Genomic DNA, 25,806 nt, shown 5'->3' on the forward strand with positions numbered 1-25,806 from the left:
GTTGCACACAACCAGACGCGGCACCTGTTTTATTACCTGAACTGATAATGACCTTCGCCCAATCGGATAACCCTTCCCTCTTCTTCTGCGCGGTTCAGCCACACACTAATTTGTTCGATGGTTAAACCAGTACAAGACGCCAGCCTTTCAATACTTATCGATTCCTTTGCAAGGATCGCCAGTTCCGCCACAAAGAGTTGATAAAAATCGACAGGGGTATGCGCGGGCATTACTGCGTAATTTGCGTCATCTTCGTGCAGCGAAAACAGTTCTGGTTGAGCGTTACGGAGTGCTCTGTCATACATCAGCCCAGGAACGTCTGGCAGTCTGATCGTCACATTCTCAGCCTGTTCAGCACTCCATGACGCCCCATTTTCTACTAATCGTGAATTGGCTGATTGCATATCCTGATTTGGTTTAACCTGCATGGGCAGCCACTGATGTTTTAATGCCTCCATCGCCCCGGTTATCGTTCCACCGGTCATTCCCGCACGTACAACCATTGCGCTTTCAGCAAGGCAATAAATATATTTATTCCGCGCCATCGCATTGCCGACGGTGAAACGTACCTCTGGGTAAAACGGCGAAATCAACACCAGGTTGCCTGCTATAAGCCCTTCACGCCATTTCACTAACGTACTCGTTTTTAACAAGCTATCAGCTAATACGCCAACGGCAGTTCCCCCGACCTCCAGAGCCGAGGCCATTGCACATTCATCAATACCTCGCGCACCACCAGAGATAACGCAAATCCCCTGTTGGGCCAGTTTCGCGGCCAGTTGTTGGGTATAGCGCAAATCGTCAGTCGGAGCATCTCGCGAGCCAACAATCGCCATACCTTCCGCTTGCAGTAATGCTTTATTCCCGCAGCCAAATAAAACGGGAGGTGCATCCGTTCGCAATCGGTTTTTCAAGCGAACGGGATAATCGGCATCTCCGCGGGTTAAGATCCATAAACCGGCGCGTTGCCACTTATCTACAGCCAACGCCAGACTATGACCACGCGCCAGCAAGCCAAGAATTCGCTCCTGAGAAATACGCGGATCGCTCCAGCCTGTAAGTTTCTCTTGCGGTTGCGGCACCAGAAGCTCGGCGGGACTGATACGTTGGTGCTTCAGCCATAATGCAAACTTCCCCCATTCACTATTACTAAGAGGTTTATACTCACTCGCCGCCGCGCGAGAAAAATCGCTGGTTAGCAGGAGAGTTGCTTGAGCATTGGCTGAAAGATTCATCAATTTTTTACCGAGGTAGAAGCAAGGGCAAGAGGATAAACCGTCGGGCAACCTGCCTGGCGTAACAGTGCTGTCAGAACTGTCAGCGTCCATGCAGAATCCACGATATCATCAACCAGCAACGCCGGACCTGGCATCAAAGGAGGGGTAATCACAAACGCCCCGTCGAGATTTTGACACTGGTGAAAACGGTTTTGCTGCATTTTCTGCGGTGGATTGTCCACGACTTTTTCAATGGCATCAATAAAAGGTAAGCCAAGTTTCGCCGCCAGTCGCCGGGCAAAATCAGGAACCAGGTCGAGGTGCCTTAATGAAGGAACGCAGCATACCCAGGTGGGTTCAGGATGCGGATTCCAGCGTTGGCGAACCATTTCCGCACATGCCTCCACCAGCTCATCACTGAAGCGCCCCGTTTTTTTCTCCTGGGCTACCTGCTTTCCCCACCCGGAATCTCCCCAACGAGAAAGGATTCGCCCCGTAGATCCTTGTAAACCCGCAGGCAAGTTCCCTTTAAATCCGTATTGCGTAAAAGCCCCAGATGCCACCTGTTTATTGAGATTTAATGGCAGGTCAGCGTGTTTAATAAATAAATTTGCCGCATGGAGTAAGTCGCTATCAATGTCGGGCGACAACAGCGGATGCTGAAGACAACTGCTACATTTACCACAACGTTCGGCACTTGGCTCATCGAGTGCGCGGCGCAGAAATTGCATTTTGCACTCCTTGGTCGTGATATAGCTTTCAACGTCTGCCAACTCACTTTTTCTCTGATTCATCAAATGGTTAATTCGTTCATGATCAGGAGAAAAACTGACGATAGTTCTGCGCCATAATTTCTCGGTATACACCACAGGCGATGGATTTTCAGCTACCAATAATTTCAGTGCTTTTTCTATTTGCCCATAACGAAGATTCGTCCGTTGTTCAATGCCTCGTAGGGTAAGACCGTCATTCTCGCTAAGTACGTTGAGTATTTCATGAATTTGCGCCTCCGCAGGAAAGGCGCTTTCACGGAAGAATTGATGAATAGCGCGGTCTTCACCACCACAAAGCAATATGCCAACTGCGGAATCTATAGCACGCCCGGCACGCCCCACCTGTTGGTAGTAACCGACAATAGACCCCGGCATCTGATAATGAATGACGAAACCTAAATCAGGTTTATCAAATCCCATACCTAATGCCGTCGTCGCGACCAGCACTTTGATTTTATTTGCCAGCAGTGCCTGCTCCAGATACTCCCTGGCAGTATTAGAATCTTCCGCACCTTCACAAGTCACGCCGCTGTAATAAGCAAATGCACTGATACCATTTTTCCTTAACCACTCGGCGACAAGTTCAGCATCGCGAGTCGTCAGGGTATAAACAATTCCCGATTTGGAAAACTGAGGGATAACCGTTGCTAACCATGCCAGACGGGATGACTGTTCTCCTAAGACTAAGGCATCAAGCGCCAAACTTTCGCGAGCCAGCGTTCCACGCTGAATCACAATGTCACCCAATTGCTGACGGATATCCTCAACGACACGGTTATTCGCTGTCGCGGTTGTACCCAGAATAGGGGTATTCGCAGGCAGTTGGCGCAAAATATCTAATATACGTCGGTAATCCGGGCGGAAATCGTGGCCCCAATCAGAGATGCAGTGCGCCTCATCGACCACCAGTAAACCGATGCGGTCAGCGACTGGATATAAAACCGTTTCAAGAAAATCCTGATTCGCCAACCGTTCAGGTGAAATCAGCAGACAATCTACGCCACCTTGCAGCAACTTATCGCTAATGCGCTGCCATTCTTCCCTGTTTGTAGAATTCAACGTTTCAGCCGTAATACCTAACCGTTCAGCGGCGGCAACCTGGTTACGCATCAGGGCAAGCAAAGGAGAGATGATAATTGTCGGGCCAGCGCCGCGATCGCGGAAGATTTTACTGGCGATGAAGTACACGGCACTTTTCCCCCAGCCGGTGCGCTGTACAACCAGTAGTTTTCGCCGCTGATTAACCACCGCATCTATAGCTTCCCATTGCCCTTCCCTGAAAGTAGCGCTGGTGTTACTTAACATCCGCTGTAACAGCAATTCAGCTCCGTGTTTCTCCATCATCTTCTCCCTCGTCCGTTAACACAGTGATTAGAACGGATAATGTTCCGGTCTTTTTGCGAGAGAGATCAAAAAGATGAAGACAGGAGAAAAGAGAAATGAATTACTGCGAGCAAGCTCGCAGTAATTTGTCGCAGTAATTAACTCAACAGCTGGAACGCAATCATCCCAACGATGGCACCGACAGTGCCGAGGATGGTTTCCATCATGGTCCAGGTTTTAAGCGTTTCGGCTTCGGTCGCGCCGGTAAATTTACCGAACAACCAGAAACCCGCGTCGTTAACGTGGCTGACAACAATCGAACCACCGGCGATACAAATCGACAGTGCCGCCATTTGCGCACCGGAGTAGTTCAGTTGTTCAATGACCGGCATTACCAATCCCACCGCCGTTAAACAGGCAACGGTAGCAGAACCCTGAATGATGCGCACTGCAGCTGCCAGCACGAAGCAGGTGATGGCAATCGGCAGGCCCATGCCGGTTAACGCTTCGCCCAGTGCCGGACCGACACCAGAGTCAACCAGCACCTGTTTGAACACGCCGCCCGCACCAATCACCAGCAGAATGATCCCCGCCGGTTGCAGCGCGTGACCGCAAATCTCCATCACTTTGTCTTTTGGCATACCCTGACGCATTGCCAGACCGTAAATCGCCACCAGGCAAGCAACCAGAATCGCGGTAAACGGATGACCAATAAACTCGAACCATTCGTAAGCGGTAGAACCTTCTGGCACAAAACGCGCGGCAATGGTTTTCAGCCCCACCAGCACCAGTGGCAACAGGATCAGCGACAGGCTGAATCCGAAGGACGGCATTTTGCCTTCGCCGAGATGCGGTTCGCTGATGTCGTCAGGAATATGCAACTCCACGTAGCGGCTGATGAAATTACCCCACAGCGGCCCGGCAATAATCATTCCCGGAATTGCCGCGCACAGGCCAATCAGGATCATCCAGCCAAAGTCGGCGTTCATCTGCGATGCCAGCAGCATTGGCGCTGGCCCAGGCACCAGGAACGCAGCCGCTGCCGCCACGCCGGCGAATAATGGGATTACCAGCTTCACCAGGTTCGTGCCGGTGTGGCGCGCCATTGAGAAAGCAACGCTAATCAGCAGAACAATCGCCACTTCAAAGAACAGCGGTAGCGCACAAACCAGCCCCGCAAGGCCGATGGCATAATGCACGCGGCTGTGACCGAAGGATTTGAGCATTTTGACGGCAATCTGATCGACCGCGCCGGTTTCATGTAAGATCTTACCAAACATGGCTCCCAGGGCGACAACCACCGCCAGGAAGCCGAGGGTGCCTCCCATCCCTTTTTCCATCGTCGCTGCGATTTTATCGAGCGGCATACCGGAAAAAAGGCCAGCCCCCATGGACACCACCATTAAAGCCAGGAAAGCGTGCATACGCGCCTTCATGACTAAAAACAGCAGCAGTAAAACAGACCCTACTGCTGTTAAAACAAGCGTTAATGTAGTCACTACTTATTTGCCTTTTTTAATAACCTCAATGGTGCTTGCCACAACACCTTCCAGCGGTTGATCAATATCCACCACCAGTACATCGGTTTCGTCCGCACCCGGCTCCTGCAGCGTTTCAAACTGCGTCACCAACATTTGGGTTTTAAAGAAATGGCCTTTGCGCGCTTTCAGGCGGCTTTCAATCACATCAAAATCGCCTTTCAGGTAGATGAAAGAGAGATTAGGATTACCTTCACGCAGCAAGTCGCGATAGTGTTTTTTCAGTGCAGAACAGACGATCAGCGATACTTTATTGGTGCGCTGCATAGCAAACGCGGCGTCGTTCAGCGCCTGCAACCACGGTTTGCGATCGTCGTCATTCAGCGGTTCGCCAGACGCCATTTTTTCGATATTGCAGCGCGGATGGAGGAAATCGCCATCAAGAAACGCGGCATGAAGTTGATGCGCCACTTCACTGGCGACCGCAGATTTGCCGCTGCCCGATACGCCCATCAAGACGTAAATGTGGTGATCATGGTTAGTCGTGCTCAAAGTGGTGCCCCCACAATACAAGAATTAAAAATGTTACGGGTAACTGTTATCGGTAACATTGTCCAGCCGGACAATATCAGAAGCAATATCCATCCGTGCCTTAAGTGTATAAGTGTGAGCTACTTCAAATTTGTAGGCTTAAATAGATCCGCCCGGTGACAAGGTGAAACCTAAATCTAACATTTTCGGTGTCACAGATTCGCCACGAATACGCGCCAGCAGGCGCTCAGCGCCAATGCTGCCCATCCGCTCACGCGGCGTCAGCACACTCGCCAGCCGTGGCTCCATCACCTGACCAATGTCATGACCGTGGAAACCGGCAATCGCCATATCGTCAGGAACTTTCAACCCCAGACGCTGACATTCAAACGCCGCGCCGACCGCCAGGTCATCATTAGTACAGAACACGCCATCCAGCTGCGGATATTCCCGCCGCGCCTGGCGAATCAGTTCAATACCGGAAGAGTAAGAAGAAGATTGCTCAACCATCACGCTATACGGCACCAGGCCTGCATCCAGCATCGCCTGTTCGTATCCCTTCTGTTTGATGATAGTACGTTCGTCGAGACGTGCGCCGAGATAGGCAATGTGGCGATGCCCGCGAGCAATAATGGCGGTGGTCATCTGGCGTGCCGCTTCAAAGTTATCAAAACCGACGGCGATATCGAGACACGGCGACTTACTGTCCATCAACTCCACCACCGGAATCCCCGCCACTTCAATCATCTTTAAGGTGCGTGGCGTGTGGGTACGTTCAGTGAGGATCAGGCCGTCGATATTCCATGAGAGCATTGATTCGAGGCGTTCTTGCTCCATTTCCGGTTTATAACCGTAGTGCGCCAGCATGGTTTGATAACCGTGCGCGTCGGTGACACTTTCGATTCCGCGTAATACTTCCGCGAAAACCTGGTTGGTGAGAGAAGGTAACAGGACGCCAATCGCCCGGCTGGTGGCGTTAGAGAGTATATCGGGCGCGCGATTGGGAATATAACCCAGTTCATCAAGAGCGGCGGCAATCTTGCCGCGTAGAGCGACGGAAACCTGCTCCGGGTTGCGTAAAAAACGGCTGACCGTCATTTTGGTCACGCCTACACGGTCAGCCACATCCTGAAGTACGGGTCTTTTCTTTTTCATCGTCCTGAAGGTACAAAAGAGATAGATTCTCTTAGTTTAACACGGACGCATCACAACCTTCCTGATTCCTCAGGAAGGTTTGTGAGATAAATTTAGACTGGCGGTAAATCGAACAGCAGGATTTCACTGTCGCTATCAGCATGGATGGAAATCGCCTGCTCATCCCAGATTGCCAGACCATCGCTGGTCGAAGCTTTTACGCCGTTAATGGTGACATTGCCTTTCACCACCTGGATCCAGATGCGGCGTTCAGCGGCAATCTGATGCACCGACTGCTCATCTTTCACCAGCGCCCAACGATACAGTTCCATATCCTGATGCACTTTCAATGAACCATCTCGCGCATCCGGCGAAAGCACCAGTTGTTTGCCCTGCACGGCATCGAAGCGACGCTGTTCATAACGCGGCGTAATACCGTTTTCTTCAGGCATGATCCAGATCTGATACAGATGCAGACGCTCGGTGCTGCTTGGGTTGTACTCTGAGTGACGAATACCCGTACCCGCACTCATAATCTGGAACTCGCCCGCCGGAACCTGCTCTTTATTGCCCATGCTGTCCTGGTGCTCAACAGTACCTTCCAGCACGTAGGTCAAAATTTCCATATCTTTATGCGGGTGAGTGCCGAAGCCCTGCCCTGCTTCAATAACGTCGTCGTTAATCACGCGCAGCGCAGAGAAGCCCATAAAGTTCGGATCGTAATAGTTGGCAAAAGAGAAAGTATGCCAGGAGTCCAGCCAGCCATGATTTGCATGACCGCGTTCATTTGCTTTGCGTAAGTAGATCATTTGTATTCGCCCCCTGAATGATTTCGATGGGCTTAGTGTGGACCCGATCCGCCTGGGATGATAGAGGGTGAAAATTGACCCCTCTGTTCAAAAAAATTGAACTATTCGAGGGGCCATCAAACTTACCTCGCGAGACTCACTGCGGAGGGAGAAGCTTGCTCAAAACCGCGTTCAAGGATTTCCAGATTCGTAAGAACTTCAGATTCCTTGACGTAATTTGGCGCACCGTTGGTAATGGTTTGATACAACGCATCATAAACGCGCCCATAATCGCCCATCTCTGGCTTCATCTCTTCTCTTACCGTCACGCCCTCGTCATTGACATACTCCAGCACACCGACCGAATCATCCGCTGCGAATCCTGGTTCGCCCGGCATAATATTAGCCTTCAGGCTGGTTTCCTGCTGGTCGATACCGTATTTAATAAACGAACCTTTCTTACCGTGAACGATAAATTTCGGATAATCGATTTTCACCAGATGGCTGGTTTTGACGATGGCTTTTAGATCGCCATAAAACAGCTGCGCTTCAAAGGTGTCGTCCGGATTGGCTTTATTACGCAGGCTGCGGATGTCATAAGCGACGTGATCCGGGCGACCGAACAGAGAAATAATCTGGTCCATCGTATGCACACCAAGGCCATAGAACGCGCCATCCTGCGGCAGCCCCGGTTTGGTTTCTGCCACCGGGCGGTAATAGTCAAAATGGCTTTCCACTTCGACAATCTCTCCCAGCTTGCCGCTTTCAATCGCTTTTTTCGCTGTCAGGAAGCAGGAATCAAAGCGACGATTCTGATACGGCGTAACGATCAGCCCTTTGCTTTTCGCCAGTGCAAACAGCTCTTTCGCCTGCGCAATTGTCGGAGTGAACGGTTTTTCGACCAGCACATTTTTCCCGGCTTCCAGCGCGCGCTTCGCGTACTCGAAGTGGCTGTCCGCGTGGGTGCAGACGACAACCAGCTTAACATCGGGATCGTTTAGCACTTCGTCGAGATCGCTGGTGAAATGGATATGGGAATAAATGGGGGCCTGTTCTTCCGGCTTCGCATGGCGGCGAAAAATATGCGCGACATGCCAGCTATCCTTGCGGTTAAGTACATACGGCAGATGGTAACGGGTGGTGCTTTTGCCGAAGCCAATAAAGGCGCAGTTAATGACCATGATTTCGTCCTTTTTAAGGTGGTTATTTACACCTTAGCGCAAAGCGGACGTGGTTCCTACTGGAGTGCGCATAACGAACACAAGCACTTCCCGAGGATAAATTGAGAACGAAAGATCAAAAAAAAAGCCAGCACCCGGCTGGCTAAGTAATACTGGAAGCAATGTGAGCAATGTCGTGCTTTCAGGTTCTCCGCGAGGGTCTTCCTGATCGCGAGACAATAATAATCATTCTCATTCGCACTTGTCCAACACTTTTTGCAAAAAAATGCATTTGACTCGCATTTGAAAGTCAATGATGTTGAAAGGGACATTTACCCCAAAGAGGACAAAGGAATGAGTGAGATAGTAATACGCCACGCAGAAACACGCGATTACGAGGCCATCAGGCAGATTCACGCCCAGCCGGAGGTGTATTACAACACGCTACAGGTGCCTCATCCTTCAGAACAAATGTGGCTGGAACGACTCACCGCTCGCCCTGGCATCAAGCAGTTAGTCGCCTGTATTGATGGAATCGTCGTAGGCCATCTCACCATTGACGTGCAACAACGCCCACGCCGCAGTCATGTTGCCGATTTTGGTATCTGTGTCGACTCCCGTTGGAAGAACCGCGGCGTCGCCAGCGCCCTGATGCGAGAGATGATTGAAATGTGCGACAACTGGTTGCGGGTAGATCGTATCGAGCTAACGGTGTTCGTCGATAACGCGCCAGCAATTAAGGTCTATAAAAAATTTGGCTTTGAGATTGAAGGGACTGGCAAGAAGTACGCATTACGAAACGGTGAATATGTCGATGCGTATTATATGGCGCGTGTGAAATAGAGAATTTGCAATCTACGTTTGTCATTTAAGCCCTCACCTACCGGGAGAGGGCTTAAGATATTAATACCCCGCCGTTAAATCATCCACCGAGCGCGGGTCGGATGCACCGTACAGCTCACCGTCCGGCCCAACCATAATGCTTTGTGTACTGCCCATCGCCTCTTTCAGCGCCACTTTCTGACCTTTTGCTTCCAGCAGCTTGATCGTATCCGGGCTAAACCCTTTTTCGACACGCAGCTCGTCCGGCAACCACTGATGGTGGAAACGCGGCGCATTGGTCGCTTCGGCGACGTTCATTCCATAATCGATGCTATTCACCACCATTTGCAGCACAGTGGTGATAATCCGGCTACCGCCTGGGCTTCCGGTGACCAGCCAGGTTTTACCATCCTTGACCACAATGGTTGGTGACATCGACGACAGCGGGCGTTTATTCGGCCCGACGGCGTTGGCATCGCCGCCCACCAGCCCGTAAACGTTCGGTACGCTTGGTTTGGCGGAGAAATCATCCATCTGGTTATTGAGCAAAATACCGCTCTCGCCCGCGACAATGCCCGTACCGAAGGTGGTGTTCAGTGTATAGGTCACCGCCACGGCGTTACCGTCTTTATCCACTACTGAGTAATGGGTAGTTTGATTACTCTCATAAGGCGCAAGCTTGCCAGGACGAATTTCGCTGGATGGCTTCGCTTTATTGATATCGATTTGATCGGCAATAGATTTGGCATAGGCTTTATTGGTCAGCGCCTGCCACGGTACTTTGACAAAATCCGGGTCGCCAAGATATTCCGAGCGGTCGGCGTAGGCGTATTTCTCAGCTTCTGCCATGATTTGCATCGCGTCGGCGCTGCCAAAGCCGTACTTCTGCATATCGAAGTTTTCCAGAATATTGAGGATTTGTACGATATGAATACCGCCGGAAGATGGCGGTGGCATGGAGTAAACCTGATACCCGCGATAATCGCCGCTTATCGGTGTGCGTTCGACCGCTTTATATGCCGCTAAATCTTCTTTGCTGATCAAGCCACCGTTTTTCTGCATCTCCTGGGCAATCTGTTCCGCTATCGTGCCTTTGTAGAATTCATCCGGGCCGTTTTCGGCAATCATCTCCAGGCTCTTTGCCAGGTTCGCCTGCACCAGCTTGTCGCCCTTTTTCAGCGGTTCGCCCTCTTTCCAGAAGATAGCTTTGCTGTTTTCGTGGTTCGGCAGCACTTCACTGCCGTAGGTTTTGAGATCGTCAGCCAGCGCGTCGTTAACGATAAAACCATCGCGTGCCAGTTTAAACGCCGGTTGCACCACTTTATTCAACGGCATGGTGCCGTATTTATCCAGCGCCAACGAGAAACCCGCTACCGTACCGGGTGTGCCGGAAGCCAGATGCGAAGTGAGTGATTTTTTGCTGTCCGTGTTGCCCTGATCATCGAGGAACATATCGCGGGTCGCTTTGGCGGGTGCCATTTCGCGGAAATCGATAGCCGTGGTATTGCCATTTTTCGAGCGGATCAGCATAAAACCACCGCCGCCCAGATTCCCTGCCTGAGGATGCGTTACCGCCAGCGCGTAGCCCACCGCCACGGCAGCATCAACGGCATTCCCGCCCTCCTTGAGGATATCCACTCCCACCTGAGTGGCAGTAACATCTACAGACGCCACCATCCCTTGTTTCGCGCGTACCGGATGGAAGACATCTTCCTCCACACCATAAGAAACAGGAGGCGCGGCTACCGTACTAAAACAACTTCCTGTGAGCAGAGCAGCAATGGCCACCCGGCGTAAAAACGTCGGTTTTATCATCGTTATTCTCCAGAGATTAAGGGGCAACCCCAGCTAAGCCTGGTATATAACTCTGAATTAATCATCGTTTTGCCGGGAAGCGAGTAAACTTAAAGAATATCTTCAGAGGAGGATACGCGATGAAACGACTTCTGCTTTTGACGGCACTCCTGCCGTTTGTCGGCTTTGCACAGCCCATTAATACTCTGAACAACCCTAACCAGCCGGGATATCAGATCCCCAGCCAGCAGCGGATGCAAACTCAAATGCAGACGCAGCAAATTCAGCAAAAAGGGATGCTGAACCAGCAACTGAAAACGCAAACGCAGCTGCAACAACAGCATTTAGAAAACCAGATAAACAATAATTCTCAGCGGGTGTTGCAGTCACAACCGGGGGAGCGAAATCCCGCCCGGCAGCAAATGCTGCCCAACACCAACGGCGGGATGTTAAACAGCAACCGTAATCCGGATAGTTCGTTGAATCAGCAGCATATGCTGCCGGAGAGGAGAAACGGCGACATGCTGAATCAGCCCAGCACGCCGCAGCCTGACATTCCGTTGAAAACTATTGGGCCGTAAAGTTCGGACCAATCACGTCAATCGCATCGGTACAGATGCAATCCACGCCCCAGCGCAGCAACTCTGCCGCGCGCTGGGGTTTATTGACGGTATAAACCAGAATTCGCAGTCCTGCATCTTTCAACTGCATCACTCGCGCTTTATCGAGCAACTTATAATTGAGATGAATAGAGACGCAGCCCAGCCGCGCGGTCAATTCTCGCCAGTCGTCGCGCCATTCATCAAGCAATAAACCACGCGGCAGTTCCGGTGCTGCCTGTTGAGCGGCTTCTAAAGCATCAATCTCAAACGATGACAGCAGCGGCGGCGTCATACCGGTCCACAGTTCGCGTGCCGCCAACGCCACCATTTTGCCCGTTAATGGTCCAGTGTCAGTGGTGGGTTTGATTTCGATATTCGCCATCATCCCGTGTTTGCGACAGCGTTCCGCCACCTGCGAAAGCAACGGCAGTGGCTCACCTTTAAACGCTTTGCTGTACCAACTGCCTGCATCCACGCGCAGTAAATCCTGCCAGTTCAGTTCACCCGCGACGCCCCAGCCGTTGCTGGTGCGTTCAAGATTGTCGTCATGGAGCAGGAAGATCTCGCCATCTTTCGATAACTTCGCGTCAAATTCGATCATCTTATGACCGTATTTTGCCCCGACGTCGATTGCTGCCAGGGTGTTCTCCGGGGCCAGTTTACCGCCGCCACGATGGGCGACGATGCGGGGATAAGGCCAGTTACTCATACTCGTTGTCCTGTTTCACCATCAAAAAGATGTAGCTGATTTTCCGGCAGATGCAGCCACAGCGTGCTGCCTGCCGTCGGGCGCTCCTGATGTGCCAGTCGCACCACCAGCTTCTGTTCGCCCCAATGTCCGTGCGCCAGGTTATCTGCGCCGAGGATCTCCAGCGTGTCCATCACCAGCGGCACACCACCTTCTGCCTGCGAGCTTAGCGCTATATGTTCCGGGCGAATGCCGAGGGTCATTTTACGCCCGACATACTGACGGTAGCCACCGTTTAGCGGCAGCGCAATACCGCCATCCAGTTCGAAATGCGTACCTTCGTTATTCACACGGCCAGCCAGTAGGTTCATCGCCGGGCTGCCGATAAAACTCGCCACAAACAGGCTGGCGGGCTTTTCGTACACTTCAACTGGCGTGCCAATCTGTTCGGCAACGCCGCCGTTCATCACCATTACTCGCTGGGCGAGCGTCATCGCCTCAACCTGATCGTGGGTAACGTAGAGTGAAGTCGTTTTCAGGCGACGGTGCAGCTGTTGCAGTTCAAGACGCATCTGCACACGCAACTTGGCATCGAGGTTAGAGAGCGGCTCATCAAATAGGAACACTGCCGGCTCACGCACAATCGCACGCCCCATCGCCACACGCTGACGCTGACCGCCAGATAGCTCACGCGGGCGGCGCTTAAGCAGGCCGTCCAGCTCCAGAATGCGCGCCGCTTCTTTAACACGTTCGGCAATTTGTTGCTTGCCCATGCCGCGAATTTTCAGCCCCCACGCCATGTTCTCCTCTACGCTCATATGCGGATAGAGCGCGTAGTTCTGGAACACCATCGCAATCCCGCGATCTTTCGGCTCCATTTCGGTGACACGCTTGCGGTCGATCCAGATATCGCCCGTCGTTACCCGCTCCAGTCCGGCCACCATTCGCAATAACGTCGATTTCCCGCAGCCAGACGGCCCGACCATCACGATAAATTCGCCATCCGCCACATCAAGGGTCAGCGGTTTAATGACCTGGGTTTTGCCATCCCAGCTTTTGGTTACTGCCTGTAATTTCAGTCCTGCCATCTTATTTCTCACTATCGACCAGGCCGCGCACGAAGGCACGCTGCATCACTAAAACAATCACTACTGGTGGGATCAGGGTTAACAACATCGCCGCCATCACCGAGTTCCATTCCGTTGTGCCTTCGCCTGTGGCGATCATCCCTTTAATCCCTGCCACGGTGGTGCCGAGATCAACGTCGGTAATAATCAACAACGGCCACAAATACTGGTTCCAGCCGTAAATAAAGGTGATCACAAACAGCGCCGCCAGATTGGTTTTGGACAGCGGAAAAACGATGTCGCAAAAGAAACGCATTGGCGACGCGCCGTCGATCCGCGCGGCTTCCACCAGTTCATCCGGTAGGGTCATAAAGAACTGGCGAAACAGAAACGTGGCGGTCGCCGAGGCCATCAGCGGCAGCGTTAAACCTGCGTAGCTGTCGAGCATTTTCAGGTTGGCGATGACTTCCACCGTCGGGAAGATACGCACTTCAACCGGCAGCATCAGGGTGATAAAAATCATCCAGAAGAAGAGGTTACGTAGCGGAAAACGAAACCAGACAATGGCAAATGCCGAGAGCATCGAGACGGTAATTTTGCCGAGCGTAATGCTGAACGCCATCACAAAGCTGTTAAGCAACATCCGCCAGAACGGCGCGCTATTCGTGCCTACCCCGTTTACCCAGATGTTGTGGATGTTTTCCAGCAGATGTGTGCCGGGAATAAGCGTCATCGGCGCGGCGTAGACTTCTTGTTTATCCAGCGTCGCCGCGACAAACGCCACGTACAGCGGGAAGAGGATCACCGCGATCCCGAGGATCAGCATGGTATGGCTGAATATTGTCAGCCACGGACGGTTCTCAATCATTGGTAACGTACCTTGCTTTCAACATAGCGGAACTGCACCACCGTCAGCACGATGACGAGGAACATCAACACCACCGACTGCGCGGCAGACGAAGCCAAATCCAGTCCGGTAAAGCCTTCACGGTAGATCTTATAAATCAGCGTCGTGGTGGCCTGTACTGGCCCGCCGGACGTGGCGGCGTCGATCACCGGGAAGGTGTCGAAGAAGGCATACACCAGGTTCACCACCAGCAGGAAGAAACTCACCGGAGCGATAAGCGGCAGCGCAATCTTAAAGAAGCGGCGAATCGGGCCAGCCCCATCAATGGCTGCGGCTTCGATCAACGAACGGGGGATGGATTGCAGCGCGGCATAGAAGAACAGAAAGTTGTAGCTGATTTGCTTCCACACTGAGGCAAACACCACCAGGAACATCGCCTGACCGCTGTTTTGCGCGTGGTTCCAGTCGTAGCCGAACTCAGCGAGAAAATGGGTGATCAGCCCGCGACCGGGGTTAAACAGAAAGATCCACAATACGGCGGCAACGGCGGGAGCCACGGCATACGGTAGCAACATCAAGGTTTGATAGAAACGACTGCCGCGCACGATGTACTCCACCAGCGCTGCGAAGAACAGCGATACCAGCAAACCGCTGACGGTGACAAAGGTGCTGAATTTTATCGTCGTCCAGAAGGCGTCGAGATAGTAGCTGTCGTGAAACAGCGTGACGAAATTATCCAGGCCGACAAACTGGCTGGAGAAACCAAACGGATCGACGCTTTGTAGCGAGTACCACAACGCTTCGCCCGCAGGCCAGATAAAAAAGATAACGGTGATGATGAGCTGCGGCGCGACCAGCAAATAAGGTAGCCAGCGCGAGCGGAACACCGGACGGGATGATGGCATTACTGTTAATTCCTGAACTGTGCCGGATGCGCTTCGCTTATCCGGCCTACACGCGATGCCAGGTCAGATAAGCGAAACGCATCCGACATTACACTGATTAAGACTTCGTCGATTTCTCAAAGCGGCGCAGTAACTGGTTCCCACGCTCAACGGCAGTATCCAGCGCCTGCTGTGGTGTCTTCTTACCGGTCCACACGCTCTCCAGCTCTTCATCCACAATCACGCGGATCTGCGGCATGTTGCCCAGACGCAAACCTTTGGTGAACGGCAACGGTGGCTTGTTCAGCATCTGACGCGTGGCAATATCCGCTCCTGGGTTTTTCTCGTAAAAGCCCTGCTCACGGGTCAGGTCATACGCCGCTTTAGTGATTGGTAGATAACCGGTTTTCTGATGCCACTCGGCAGCGTTTTCTGGTTTTGCGAGGAAGTCGAGGAACTTCGCCACGCCGGTGTAAGTTTCTTTATCTTTACCCTGCATCACCCACAGGCTGGCCCCGCCGATAATGGCGTTTTGCGGCGCGTCTTTCGCATCGGCGTCGTAAGGCATCATGCCTACGCCATAGTTAAATTTGGCGTACTCGCGAATGTTGGCAAGAGAACCGGAAGAGGCGGTCGTCATCGCGCAATCACCGTTATAGAACTTCTCGGTGGATTCATCCTTACGCCCAACGTAGCTGAAATCGCCCTTCTTGTTCATCTCTTCGAGCATGGCGATGTGTTTCACCTGCTCCGGCTTGTTGAACTCAAGCACCGCGTCTGTGCCGTCAAAGCCGTTGTTTTTGCTGGCAAACGGCAGACCGTTCCAGGCGCTAAAGTTTTCCAGTTGGATCCAGCCCTGCCAGCCGCTGGCGTAGCCGCACTTCATGCCGGAGGCTTTTAGTTTTGCGGCATAGTCCGCCAGATCCTGCCAGGTTTTTGGCGGCTGTTCCGGGTCTAATCCTGCTTTCTTGAAGGCGTCTTTGTTGTAATAGAGAACGGGGGTCGAACTGTTGAACGGCTGGGAAAGTAAGTGCCCAGTTTTGCTGTCGGAGTAGTAACCGGAAACCGTCGGCACAAACTGCGACTCATCGAATTGAATCCTTGCCTCTTTAAATACGTCATACACCGGTTTAATGGCTTTCGACGCCATCATGGTGGCGGTGCCAACTTCATAAACCTGCAAAATAGCCGGAGCGTTGCCGGTACGAAATGCGGCAATCCCCGCGCTTAAATTCTGTTCGTAATTGCCTTTATAGGTCGGTACAATTTTGTAATCCGGGTTTTCGGCGTTAAAACGTTGGGCCAGAGAATCCACCTCTTTACCCAGTTCCCCTTCCATAGAATGCCAGAACGGAATGGTCGTCACTGCCTGCGCATTTGCCATTAAAGCCAGTCCGAGCGCCAGTGCTGAAGCTGTATAACGTAACGGTTTCATTGATTATCTCTCTTGTTGTACCGAATGCGCGAATTCACGCGTTTTATGCTCGCGGAGTAACATGACATGCTCGAATTACAGAAAAATAACTATTTTGTTACATTTTTAAGATAGTAAGGTGTCAGAAAGATGACAAGGCGGTGACGGCGCGGGCGAGGGAAAATGGGAGATGGGGCACGGATAAGCGGAAAAATAGAAGGTCTGAATCAAACTCTACAGATTACTCATCGTTTCATGCCGGATGCGGCGTAAACGCCTTATCCGGCCTACAAGATCGTGCAAATTCAATATATTGCAACTCACCCAGTAGGCCTGATAAGCGCAGCGCATCAGGCAATTTTACATTTGTCACCTGTCTCAAAGGAGTCTTTTGACTCCTTATCAATCAACGTGTTATTACCCGCCTAAATATGCACTTCTCACTGCTTCATTCGCCAGCAGCGCGTCGCCGGTATCGGAGAGCACTACATGACCGTTTTCCAGCACGTAGCCGCGATCAGCCAGCTTTAGCGCCTGGTTGGCGTTCTGCTCGACGAGGAAGATGGTCATCCCCTGCTCGCGCAGTTGTTCGATGGTGTCGAAAATTTGCTGGATGATAATCGGTGCCAGCCCGAGCGATGGCTCATCAAGCAGTAGCAAACGCGGGTTACTCATCAAAGCGCGACCAATCGCCAGCATCTGCTGTTCACCGCCAGACATAGTGCCCGCTCGCTGAACACGGCGCTCATGCAGACGCGGAAACAGTTCATAGACCCACTTTATGCGCTCCTGGAACTGGTCGCGTTCGGCAAAAAAGCCGCCCATCGCCAGGTTCTCTTCCACCGTCATCCGCGAGAAGACGCGACGCCCTTCCGGGACAATCGCTACCGCTTCGCGCATGATTTTCGCCGTCTGCCAGTCGGTAATGTCTTTATCATCAAACACAATTCGCCCGCTGGTGGCGCGCGGATCGCCGCATAACGTGCCGAGCAAGGTGGTTTTCCCCGCCCCGTTCGCGCCAATGAGGGTGACAATCTCGCCCTGATTGATATGCAGGCTCACCTCATGCAGCGCCTGGATTTTGCCGTAGTGGGCGCTGACTTTGTCAAAGGACAACATGACTTTTTCCATCTTATGCCTCACCTAAATAGGCACGGATCACATCTGGGTTATTACGGATCTGCTCCGGTGTACCGTTTGCCAGCGGCGTCCCCTGATTGACCACGTAAATTCTGTCTGAAATCCCCATCACCAGCTTCATATCGTGTTCAATCAACAAGATAGTGGTGTTGTGATGGTTACGCAGTTCGGCAATCAGCTCATCCAGCTCTTTCGTCTCTTTCGGGTTAAGACCTGCTGCCGGTTCGTCGAGCATTAAAATCTCCGGCTGCGTCACCATACAGCGGGCAATCTCCAGACGGCGCTGGTCACCATAGGCCAGGTTACTCGCCTGACGGTTGGCATGTTCCAGCAAACCAATGCGCTCAAGCCAGGTGGCGGCGCGGTCGAGCGCTTCGCTCTGGGCGCGACGGAAAGAGGGGGTTTTCAACAGGCCGGAGAACAGCCCAGTTTTCAGTTGCTGATGCTGTGCCACCAGCAGGTTTTCAATCACCGTCATTTCACGGAACAGACGTACATGCTGGAAGGTGCGCACCACGCCCATGCGGGCAATTTGCTGCCCCGGTAAACCTTCCAGGTGCTGATCGCGCAGTAAAATGGTGCCGCCGGTGGGTTTATAGAATCCGGTCAGGCAGTTGAAGACCGTGGTTTTTCCGGCACCGTTAGGGCCGATTAACGAGACGATCTCCTGCGGGTACAGTTCAAGATTGACGTTGTTCACCGCCAGCAGGCCGCCGAAGCGCATCATCAGGCCGTTAACAGATAATAATGGCTGACTCATGCCTGCTCTCCTTTTGCTGCGCCGTTTTTCAGCTTGAGTTGCGGGCGCGTCATGGGCAGCAAGCCCTGCGGACGCCAGATCATCATCAGCACCATCAAACCACCGAGCATTAACATGCTGTATTCGTTGAAATCACGCATCAACTCGCGCGATACCACCAGCAAAACAGCCGCAAGAATCACTGCAAATTGCGAGCCCATACCGCCGAGCACCACTATCGCCAGCACAAACGCCGATTCGGCAAAAGTGAAGGATTCAGGGCTGACAAAGCCCTGGCGCGCAGCAAACAACGTTCCGGCAAAACCGGCAAACGCAGCGCTGATGGTAAAGGCAGTCAGCTTGATACGACGCGGGCTTAAGCCCAGCGAACGACAAGCGATTTCATCTTCACGCAACGCTTCCCACGCACGCCCCAGCGGCATCCGCAGCAGGCGGTTAATGACAAACAGGCTTAACACCACTAGCAGCAACGCCACCAGGTAGAGGAAGATGACGCGATCGGAGGGATCGTATTTCAGGCCAAAGAAATTGCTGAACGTGTCCCAGCCGCCTTCGCGGGCGGTACGGCTGAACTCGAGTCCGAAGAGCGTCGGTTTCGGAATCTGACTGATACCGTTCGGTCCGCCGGTAATTTCGGTGTTATTGAGCAGCAATATGCGCACAATTTCGCCGAACCCGAGGGTAACGATCGCCAGATAGTCACCGCGCAGACGCAGCACCGGAAAACCGAGCAGGAAGCCCGCCGCCGCCGCCATTAACCCGGCAATCGGCAGACAGGTCCAGAAGCCCAGGCCGTAATAGTGATTGAGCAGCGCAAAAGTGTAAGCGCCGATGGCGTAAAAGCCGCCGTATCCCAGCACCAGCAGACCAGAAAGACCAACAACCACGTTCAGCCCGAGACCGAGAATAATGTAGATCATGGTCAGAGTGGCGATATCCACCGTCCCACGCGACACCATAAACGGCCACGCCACTGCAAGCACCAGCAGCGCCACGAGGAACAGTTTCTGCTTCACCGTGGAGCCATCAATCGCGGGCAGAATAAACTTCGGCCCGGAAACGCTTTTTAGCCCTTTCTGGAAAGCAGGCCGCACAAGCTGGAAGAAAAAGACCACCGCCGTGCCGATAAACACCCACTGCCAACGGATCTCTGAAGCCGTGTCGACCACCAGTTTGGTGCCATCCAGCTCCAGTTGCACGCCCATAAAGACGCCCGCCAGCACAAAGAACATAGCGGCAGAGAGCAGCGCCATTGCAATATGCATCGGTTTCATACTTTCTCTACCTCCGGGCGACCCAGAATACCGGTCGGCATCACCAGCAGCACCAGGATCAGCAGGGCGAATGAGACCACATCTTTATATTCCGTACTCAGATAGGCAGAAGAGAGCGCCTCCGCAATCCCCAGGATCAGCCCGCCAATCATCGCCCCCGGAATGCTGCCAATCCCACCGAGCACCGCAGCGGTAAAGGCTTTCATCCCGGCCATAAAGCCGATGTAGGGGTTAATTACGCCGTAGAACTGACCGAGCAGCACGCCCGCCACTGCCGCCATCGCCGCGCCAATCACAAAGGTCAGCGCAATCACCCGGTCGGTGTTGATGCCAAGCAGGCTCGCCATTTTCAGATCTTCCGCGCAGGCACGGCAGGCGCGCCCCATACGGGAATAGCGAATGAAAATCGTCAGCGCCAGCATGGCGAGGAAAGTAACAATCCATATCACCGCCTGCATGGTGGTAATAGACGCAGAGAAGTTTTCGCTATGGCCCACCACCCACTGACCGTTAAACAGGCTGGGCAGCGCCACATCGCGCGAACCTTCGGTCAGGCTGACGTAGTTTTGCAGGAAGATAGACATGCCGATTGCCGAGATGAGTGCAATCAGGCGCTTAGAGTTGCGCACCGGGCGATAGGCTACCCGTTCGATACTCCAGCCGTAGGCGCTGGCAATGACGATTGCGCCGACGAATCCCGCCGCCACCAGCAGCCAGCCGGTATCAATGCCCAGCATCATCAGTGCGGCGATGATCATAAAGGAGACGTAGCTGCCAATCATGTAAACCTCGCCGTGGGCGAAGTTGATCATGCCGATAATGCCGTAAACCATGGTGTAGCCGATGGCTATCAGCGCGTAGGTACTGCCCAGCGTGACGCCGTTAAACATCTGCTGCAAGAAATACAAAAACTGCTCAGACATAAGGTAACCTTTCTAAACCCGCCCGTTTTTCACGGACGGTGGGATGATCACTTGGCTGCCGTGGATGAACCGTCGGCGTGCCACTGGAAGACACCAAAATCGAATCCCTTAAGATCGCCTTTTTCATCCCAGTTCAGCGGCCCAATTACGGTGTTTGCACCGTTAGCTTTTAAATCTTTCACCAGCGCCAGCGGCTCATCGCTGCCGGTACGTTCAAGGGCAGTTGCCAGAGATTGCACCGCCGCGTAGGTGATCCAGACATAGGGCCCGGACGGATCTTTCTTGTCGGCTTTCAGCGCATCAACGATGCCCTGGTTTGTCGGATCCTGGTCATAGCGTTTTGGCATGGTGACCAACATGCCTTCAGCGGCATCACCGGCAATGTTCGACAGTGACGCATTACCGACACCTTCCGGCCCCATAAACTGGGTTTTCAGGCCAACGGAACGGGCCTGGCGCAGCATCTGCCCCATTTCCGGGTAGTAACCGCCGTAGTAAACGAAGTCGATGTTTTCTTTTTTCAGGCGGGCGATCAGCGCGGAGAAATCTTTCTCTCCAGCGGTAATGCCGTCGAAGAAGACGACGTTGGCGTTAGCCGCTTTCAGCCCGTCCTGCACCGAACGTGCCAGCCCTTCGCCATACTGTTGTTTGTCGTGAATGATGGCGATGCGCTGGGGCTTCACCGTCTCAAGAATGTATTTTGCCGCCGTTGGCCCCTGGGAAGAGTCCAGCCCGGCAGTACGCATGATGTATTGATAACCGCGTTGGGTCAGCTCCGGATTGGTCGCTCCCGGCGAGATCATCAGAATACCTTCGTCTTCATAGATATCTGATGCAGGTTGGGTAGAGGAGGAACACAAGTGCCCAATAACGTATTTAATGCCGTCGTTAACGATTTTGTTGGCGACCGCAACGGCTTGTTTCGGGTCGCAGGCGTCGTCATATTCCACGCCAACCAGTTTATCGCCCTTAATTCCCCCTTTGGCATTAATGTCTTTAATTGCCTGACGCGCGCCGTTAAATTCCATATCGCCCCACTGGGCAATCGGGCCGGACATCGCGCCGACAACGGCGACTTTAATATCGTCAGCCATAGCGGTGTGTGAAATTGCCAGTGCAATCATCCCTGCGATGATAGTTTTCGCATTCCGTTTCATAGTCAAAAATCCCCATTCGTGATGTTGTGTTGCTTTGTTCTTATGTGTTAACAAATCAGACTGTTCTTTTTTATACTGCACTGTTTTTACCTGTCTGATTAAGGGTTTAGCGCAGTATTTTGTGATGATAGCGATTAAAATCCCTATTTTTCAGTCGATTAAGAACAGATAATATTCTGAATTTATTGATAGATAAACAGAAAAAAGCGCCGTTGTCAGCATAAAATAACGGTACAAAGGGCAGAATAATTCACTACCATTTAGGGGATTATGCTGGATATTTTTCATTCTCTAATGTTTTAACTTTGTAATTATTGCTGAAAAAAAATTAATCACCTGCCAAAAGAAATAAAAAAGAGAAAGCCTCCGATTAAATTATTTCGCTACACTGGTTCCACTTTTGTGATTTACACGGGTTCCCCATGAAGCTGACCATCATTCGATTAGAAAACTTTAGCGACCAGGACCGGATTGACCTGCAAAAGATCTGGCCGGAGTATTCCCCTTCCTCTTTACAGGTTGACGATAACCACCGCATCTACGCCGCGCGTTTTAACGAGCGCCTGCTCGCTGCCGTGCGGGTAACCTTAAGCGGCACCGAGGGGGCACTGGATTCTCTACGCGTGCGGGAAGTAACCCGACGTCGCGGTGTGGGGCAATATCTGCTGGAAGAGGTTTTGCGTAACAATCCTGGCGTTTCATGTTGGTGGATGGCGGATGCTGGCGTGGAAGATCGCGGCGTGATGACGGCGTTTATGCGAGCACTGGGATTTACGGCACAACAGGGTGGCTGGGAGAAGCGTTAATCGTCTGGTGTAAAAAGTAGCTCTATAGATTTGGTCGGGAAAAATAACGCATTTTCGTTTTCTCCGACCAATGGGATAAAGCCCAGCGACTGATAAAACGTATGGGCTTTTTCATTCAGCGCCTCGACAAAAAGACCGTGAATACCTACCGCTAAAGAGGCTGACCAGACAACTTTCATGGCATGAGCAACCAGTGTTGCTCCCCATCCCTGCCCCTGTAATGAACGATCAATTGCCAGACGCCCAAGAGTTACGCTGGGAATATTTTTGTAGGGAATTTTTTTCTGTTTCGATTTCGAGGGCAGTGCGGCTCGTTCAAAACAACTGCCGGATAATGTGTAATATCCCAGCACCTGACGTTCTGGAGTGTTGCGACACAGGATATACGCTCGCAGAATTTTATTGCGATGTTGACGAACCAGATGTGTCGTCAGAAAGAGATTTAATGCTTCCTCGCCGCAGTCGAATCGCTGTAGATCATAATCTGCATCATCGGTCAGAATCTCTATCGTCAGATCATCCATAAAGTATTACATTCCCTGAAGACGTTTTGCCGCACGTTTTAGCTTTTCACCTGGTGACGGTGGATTACTCAGCGCATCCATCACCCGCGTCCAGGATTCCTCAGTGAGAATCATCCGCCGATGCTGTTCAATCACTTCCGCAGCTCGCTGCGAAGCGCTGTTCAACATAAATTGGCTGACGGACTGATTAGATATCGCTGCCGCTTCCTCAATCATACTTTTGTCATCGTCAGTTAAACGCAGATCAATACGCTGCTTTTTAACAGCAGACATGTGAACTCTCCTGCTCCGTATAATATGTACGGCATATCACCGTACATAAGCATATCCTGAATTGTTCAATCTTTCTACAACCATTTCGATAAATATAAAAAAACCCGATGGCAGTTCAGCGCATCGGGTATTTTCATTTATCTATCTGTTACTTCGCATCAGTCGCCGTGCCGTTGGCGTGCCAGTCAAACACACCGAACTCAAAGCCTTTCAGATCGCCTTTCTCATCCCAGCTAAGCGGCCCCATCACCGTATCAACCGAGTTCGCTTTCAGGTATTTAGCGATCTCCGCCGGATCGTCAGACTGATTCAGCCCCGCTTGCAAAGATTGCAGCGCGGCGTAGGTGGTCCAGACGAACGCGCCGCTTGGGTCCTGTTTTTTCGCTTTGATCGCGTCAACAATCGGTTTGTTCGCCGGAACCTGATCGTAGTTCTTCGGCTTGGTCACCAGCAGCCCTTCCGCTGATTCGCCCGCAATGTTAGACAGCGAGACGTTAGCCACGCCTTCTGGCCCCATAAACTGAGTTTTCAGCCCTGCCGCGCGTGCCTGACGCAGGATTTGCCCCATTTCCGGGTGATAACCGCCGTAGTAAACGAAATCGATATTCTCTTTCTTCAAACGCGCCACCAGGGTAGAGAAATCTTTTTCCCCGGCGGTGATGCCATCAAAGAACACCACGTTAGCATTGCCTTTCTTCAGGCCGTCCTGCACTGCACGCGCCAGACCTTCGCCGTACTGCTGTTTGTCGTGAACGATAGCAATGCGTTGCGGTTTCACTTTCTCAAGAATATATTTCGCCGCCGTCGGCCCCTGGTCGGAGTCCAGGCCGGTGGTGCGCAGGATCAGCTGATAGCCACGGGCGGTCAGCTCTGGTGCGGTTGCCGCTGGGGTGATCATTAAAATGCCTTCGTCTTCGTAGATGTCAGACGCTGGCTGCGTTGATGAAGAGCAGAGGTGACCAATCACGTATTTAATGCCGTCGTTAACGACTTTGTTCGCCACCGCAACCGCCTGTTTCGGGTCACAGGCATCGTCATATTTTACGATTTGCAGTTTGTTGCCTTTGATACCCCCTTTAGCATTGATATCCGCAACCGCCTGCTCTGCGCCAGTAAACTCCTGGTCACCGTACTGCGCCACCGGACCGGACATTGCGCCTACGACGGCGACTTTAATATCTTCTGCCAGAGCCATATTGCTGAATGCCAGCGCGATACATCCTGCCAGTAACGCTTTACCCTTTATGTTCATCCTGAGAATCCCCACTCTTCTGGTTATTACGTGTGTTGTGATGTTGTTGTGCAGCACTTTATTTCGTTTTATACGTAGCTACCCGTGCTTTAGCAGCATACTCTGCTAAAACATACCCCATTTTTATGATATTGGAATAGCTATTTTGACAGTTTATTAACAATCTGCGTGGGGATTGGCGTTTTGCCGGAGGGGGAATTGATTATTGTAGAGGCCCAAAAAACAAAAACCCCGGACTCTCATCCAGGGTTCTCTGCTTAATAGCGGAAATTACGCTTCAATAGCAGCGCGCAATTTTTTCATCGCGTTCTTTTCCAGCTGACGCACACGCTCAGCGGAAACACCGTAACGGTCAGCCAGTTCCTGCAACGTGGACTTGTTGTCTTCGTCCAGCCAGCGCGCGCGGATGATATCCTGGCTACGCTCGTCCAGACCTTGCATCGCGTCGGTCAGACGGTTTGCCGCCTGCTCTTCCCAGTTATCATCTTCGATGCCGTCGGCAAAGTTAGATGATTTATCCTGCAGATAGAGCACCGGAGCCATCGGCTGGCTGTCGGAATCGTCGTCGGAAGACAGGTCAAAGGTCATGTCCTGTGCCGCCATACGTGATTCCATCTCACGTACGTCTTTGCTGGTTACGCCCAGTTCACGGGCCACCATCTCGACTTCATCCTGGTTAAACCAGCCCAGACGCTGCTTGGTTTTACGCAGGTTGAAGAACAGTTTGCGTTGCGCTTTGGTGGTCGCAACTTTGACGATACGCCAGTTACGCAGAACGTATTCGTGGATCTCTGCTTTGATCCAGTGAACGGCGAAGGAGACCAGGCGCACACCCACTTCCGGGTTAAAACGGCGCACTGCTTTCATCAGGCCGATGTTACCTTCCTGAATCAAATCCGCCTGTGGCAGGCCATAGCCCGCATAATTACGAGCAATATGAACAACAAACCGCAGGTGAGACAGGATCAGCGTTTTAGCTGCTTCCAGATCGCCATGGTAATGCAGCTTTTCAGCCAGCGCCCGCTCCTCGTCAGCCGACAACATCGGCCACGCGTTAGCTGCCCGGATGTAGGAATCCAGGTTGCCAACTGGGGCTAAAGCTAAACTTTGCATTTTGTCAGTCATTCAAATCCTCTCAATCGATATCTTCTGGCGCTTCAGTGGTAGCAACAACT

25 protein-coding genes are annotated in these 25,806 nt (G+C 52.3%); 3 read left to right on the forward strand and 22 right to left on the reverse strand.

Going from position 1 to position 25,806, the window contains the following annotated elements; genetic code table 11:
* Positions 1-32: 32 nt before the first annotated feature.
* The 7 genes from ACJHX4_RS17200 to ACJHX4_RS17230 all read right to left on the reverse strand — a co-directional run bounded on the left by ACJHX4_RS17200 (position 33) and on the right by ACJHX4_RS17230 (position 8,425).
* On the reverse strand, positions 33-1,328 hold the full coding sequence (locus tag ACJHX4_RS17200; protein WP_001443175.1) for a DNA-processing protein DprA: 1,296 nt from the start codon (positions 1,326-1,328) through the stop codon (positions 33-35).
* Entirely contained in the window at positions 1,235-3,331 is a 2,097-nt protein-coding gene (locus tag ACJHX4_RS17205; protein WP_001296481.1) for a RecQ family ATP-dependent DNA helicase, read from the reverse strand. The genes ACJHX4_RS17200 and ACJHX4_RS17205 overlap by 94 nt, the downstream gene beginning before the upstream one ends.
* 140 nt (positions 3,332-3,471) lie before the next feature.
* Positions 3,472-4,812 (reverse strand): gluconate transporter, encoded by a 1,341-nt coding sequence (gntU, locus tag ACJHX4_RS17210; RefSeq protein WP_000210122.1) that lies wholly within the window; start codon positions 4,810-4,812, stop codon positions 3,472-3,474.
* A gap of 3 nt (positions 4,813-4,815) precedes the next feature.
* Entirely contained in the window at positions 4,816-5,343 is a 528-nt protein-coding gene (gntK, locus tag ACJHX4_RS17215) for a gluconokinase (RefSeq protein ID WP_000108320.1), read from the reverse strand.
* A 138-nt stretch (positions 5,344-5,481) separates the two neighbouring features.
* The gene (gntR, locus tag ACJHX4_RS17220; protein ID WP_000730252.1) at positions 5,482-6,477 is read right to left on the reverse strand and encodes a gluconate operon transcriptional repressor GntR; all 996 of its coding nucleotides are present in this window, start codon (positions 6,475-6,477) and stop codon (positions 5,482-5,484) included.
* Positions 6,478-6,569: 92 nt separating this feature from the next.
* On the reverse strand, positions 6,570-7,265 hold the full coding sequence (yhhW, locus tag ACJHX4_RS17225) for a quercetin 2,3-dioxygenase (RefSeq protein ID WP_000639815.1): 696 nt from the start codon (positions 7,263-7,265) through the stop codon (positions 6,570-6,572).
* A 122-nt stretch (positions 7,266-7,387) separates the two neighbouring features.
* The gene (locus ACJHX4_RS17230) at positions 7,388-8,425 is read right to left on the reverse strand and encodes an oxidoreductase (RefSeq protein ID WP_000236275.1); all 1,038 of its coding nucleotides are present in this window, start codon (positions 8,423-8,425) and stop codon (positions 7,388-7,390) included.
* Positions 8,426-8,758: 333 nt separating this feature from the next.
* Here ACJHX4_RS17230 and yhhY point away from each other — a divergent pair, with 333 nt between their 5' ends.
* Positions 8,759-9,247, forward strand: coding sequence for an N-acetyltransferase (gene yhhY / locus ACJHX4_RS17235; RefSeq protein ID WP_001296483.1), 489 nt, complete (start codon positions 8,759-8,761; stop codon positions 9,245-9,247).
* A gap of 60 nt (positions 9,248-9,307) precedes the next feature.
* On the opposite strand, the gene ggt is transcribed toward yhhY, so the two are convergent.
* A complete protein-coding gene (gene ggt, locus ACJHX4_RS17240) occupies positions 9,308-11,041 on the reverse strand; it encodes a gamma-glutamyltransferase (protein WP_000595142.1) in 1,734 nt (577 codons plus the stop codon).
* Positions 11,042-11,160: 119 nt separating this feature from the next.
* On the opposite strand from ggt, the gene ACJHX4_RS17245 reads away from it, so the two are divergent.
* Positions 11,161-11,601, forward strand: coding sequence for a DUF2756 family protein (locus tag ACJHX4_RS17245; RefSeq protein ID WP_000826133.1), 441 nt, complete (start codon positions 11,161-11,163; stop codon positions 11,599-11,601).
* On the opposite strand, the gene ugpQ is transcribed toward ACJHX4_RS17245, so the two are convergent.
* The 10 genes from ugpQ to livK form a co-directional block, all read right to left on the reverse strand.
* Positions 11,588-12,331 carry a glycerophosphodiester phosphodiesterase gene (gene ugpQ, locus ACJHX4_RS17250; protein ID WP_000073605.1) on the reverse strand — a complete coding sequence of 248 codons (744 nt, stop codon included), beginning with the start codon at positions 12,329-12,331 and terminating at the stop codon, positions 11,588-11,590. The genes ACJHX4_RS17245 and ugpQ overlap by 14 nt on opposite strands.
* Complete coding sequence (gene ugpC, locus ACJHX4_RS17255) at positions 12,328-13,398, reverse strand: sn-glycerol 3-phosphate ABC transporter ATP binding protein UgpC (protein WP_000907823.1); 1,071 nt, start codon at positions 13,396-13,398, stop codon at positions 12,328-12,330. Before ugpC ends, ugpQ begins: the two co-directional genes overlap by 4 nt.
* A 1-nt stretch (position 13,399) precedes the next feature.
* The gene (ugpE, locus tag ACJHX4_RS17260; protein ID WP_000572183.1) at positions 13,400-14,245 is read right to left on the reverse strand and encodes a sn-glycerol-3-phosphate ABC transporter permease UgpE; all 846 of its coding nucleotides are present in this window, start codon (positions 14,243-14,245) and stop codon (positions 13,400-13,402) included.
* Positions 14,242-15,129 carry a sn-glycerol-3-phosphate ABC transporter permease UgpA gene (gene ugpA / locus ACJHX4_RS17265; RefSeq protein ID WP_001141184.1) on the reverse strand — a complete coding sequence of 296 codons (888 nt, stop codon included), beginning with the start codon at positions 15,127-15,129 and terminating at the stop codon, positions 14,242-14,244. Before ugpA ends, ugpE begins: the two co-directional genes overlap by 4 nt.
* 97 nt (positions 15,130-15,226) lie before the next feature.
* Positions 15,227-16,543 carry a sn-glycerol-3-phosphate ABC transporter substrate-binding protein UgpB gene (gene ugpB, locus ACJHX4_RS17270; RefSeq protein ID WP_000803587.1) on the reverse strand — a complete coding sequence of 439 codons (1,317 nt, stop codon included), beginning with the start codon at positions 16,541-16,543 and terminating at the stop codon, positions 15,227-15,229.
* 396 nt (positions 16,544-16,939) lie between these two features.
* On the reverse strand, positions 16,940-17,653 hold the full coding sequence (gene livF, locus ACJHX4_RS17275) for a high-affinity branched-chain amino acid ABC transporter ATP-binding protein LivF (protein ID WP_000416895.1): 714 nt from the start codon (positions 17,651-17,653) through the stop codon (positions 16,940-16,942).
* A 1-nt stretch (position 17,654) separates the two neighbouring features.
* On the reverse strand, positions 17,655-18,422 hold the full coding sequence (gene livG, locus ACJHX4_RS17280) for a high-affinity branched-chain amino acid ABC transporter ATP-binding protein LivG (RefSeq protein WP_000082101.1): 768 nt from the start codon (positions 18,420-18,422) through the stop codon (positions 17,655-17,657).
* Positions 18,419-19,696: a branched chain amino acid ABC transporter permease LivM gene (gene livM / locus ACJHX4_RS17285; protein ID WP_000803819.1), complete on the reverse strand. Its 1,278-nt coding sequence runs from the start codon at positions 19,694-19,696 to the stop codon at positions 18,419-18,421. The genes livG and livM overlap by 4 nt, the downstream gene beginning before the upstream one ends.
* Positions 19,693-20,619 (reverse strand): high-affinity branched-chain amino acid ABC transporter permease LivH, encoded by a 927-nt coding sequence (gene livH / locus ACJHX4_RS17290; RefSeq protein ID WP_001295097.1) that lies wholly within the window; start codon positions 20,617-20,619, stop codon positions 19,693-19,695. The genes livM and livH overlap by 4 nt, the downstream gene beginning before the upstream one ends.
* A gap of 47 nt (positions 20,620-20,666) precedes the next feature.
* Positions 20,667-21,776, reverse strand: coding sequence for a high-affinity branched-chain amino acid ABC transporter substrate-binding protein LivK (livK, locus tag ACJHX4_RS17295; RefSeq protein WP_001296485.1), 1,110 nt, complete (start codon positions 21,774-21,776; stop codon positions 20,667-20,669).
* Positions 21,777-22,198: 422 nt separating this feature from the next.
* On the opposite strand from livK, the gene panM reads away from it, so the two are divergent.
* Positions 22,199-22,582, forward strand: coding sequence for an aspartate 1-decarboxylase autocleavage activator PanM (panM, locus tag ACJHX4_RS17300; RefSeq protein WP_000778796.1), 384 nt, complete (start codon positions 22,199-22,201; stop codon positions 22,580-22,582).
* On the opposite strand, the gene ataT is transcribed toward panM, so the two are convergent.
* The 4 genes from ataT to rpoH all read right to left on the reverse strand — a co-directional run bounded on the left by ataT (position 22,579) and on the right by rpoH (position 25,756).
* Positions 22,579-23,106 (reverse strand): type II toxin-antitoxin system toxin acetyltransferase AtaT, encoded by a 528-nt coding sequence (ataT, locus tag ACJHX4_RS17305; RefSeq protein ID WP_000342452.1) that lies wholly within the window; start codon positions 23,104-23,106, stop codon positions 22,579-22,581. The two genes, panM and ataT, sit on opposite strands and share 4 nt — an antisense overlap.
* 6 nt (positions 23,107-23,112) lie before the next feature.
* Entirely contained in the window at positions 23,113-23,379 is a 267-nt protein-coding gene (ataR, locus tag ACJHX4_RS17310; RefSeq protein WP_001277107.1) for a type II toxin-antitoxin system antitoxin AtaR, read from the reverse strand.
* Positions 23,380-23,527: 148 nt separating this feature from the next.
* Complete coding sequence (gene livJ, locus ACJHX4_RS17315) at positions 23,528-24,631, reverse strand: branched chain amino acid ABC transporter substrate-binding protein LivJ (RefSeq protein WP_001021994.1); 1,104 nt, start codon at positions 24,629-24,631, stop codon at positions 23,528-23,530.
* A gap of 270 nt (positions 24,632-24,901) precedes the next feature.
* Positions 24,902-25,756, reverse strand: a complete 855-nt coding sequence (gene rpoH / locus ACJHX4_RS17320) for an RNA polymerase sigma factor RpoH (RefSeq protein WP_000130217.1) — start codon at positions 25,754-25,756, stop codon at positions 24,902-24,904.
* Between the last annotated feature and the right edge of the window lie 50 nt (positions 25,757-25,806).

The sequence above is a fragment of the Escherichia sp. WS2035 genome (assembly GCF_046487065.1).
Taxonomy (GTDB): Bacteria; Pseudomonadota; Gammaproteobacteria; order Enterobacterales; family Enterobacteriaceae; genus Escherichia; species Escherichia coli.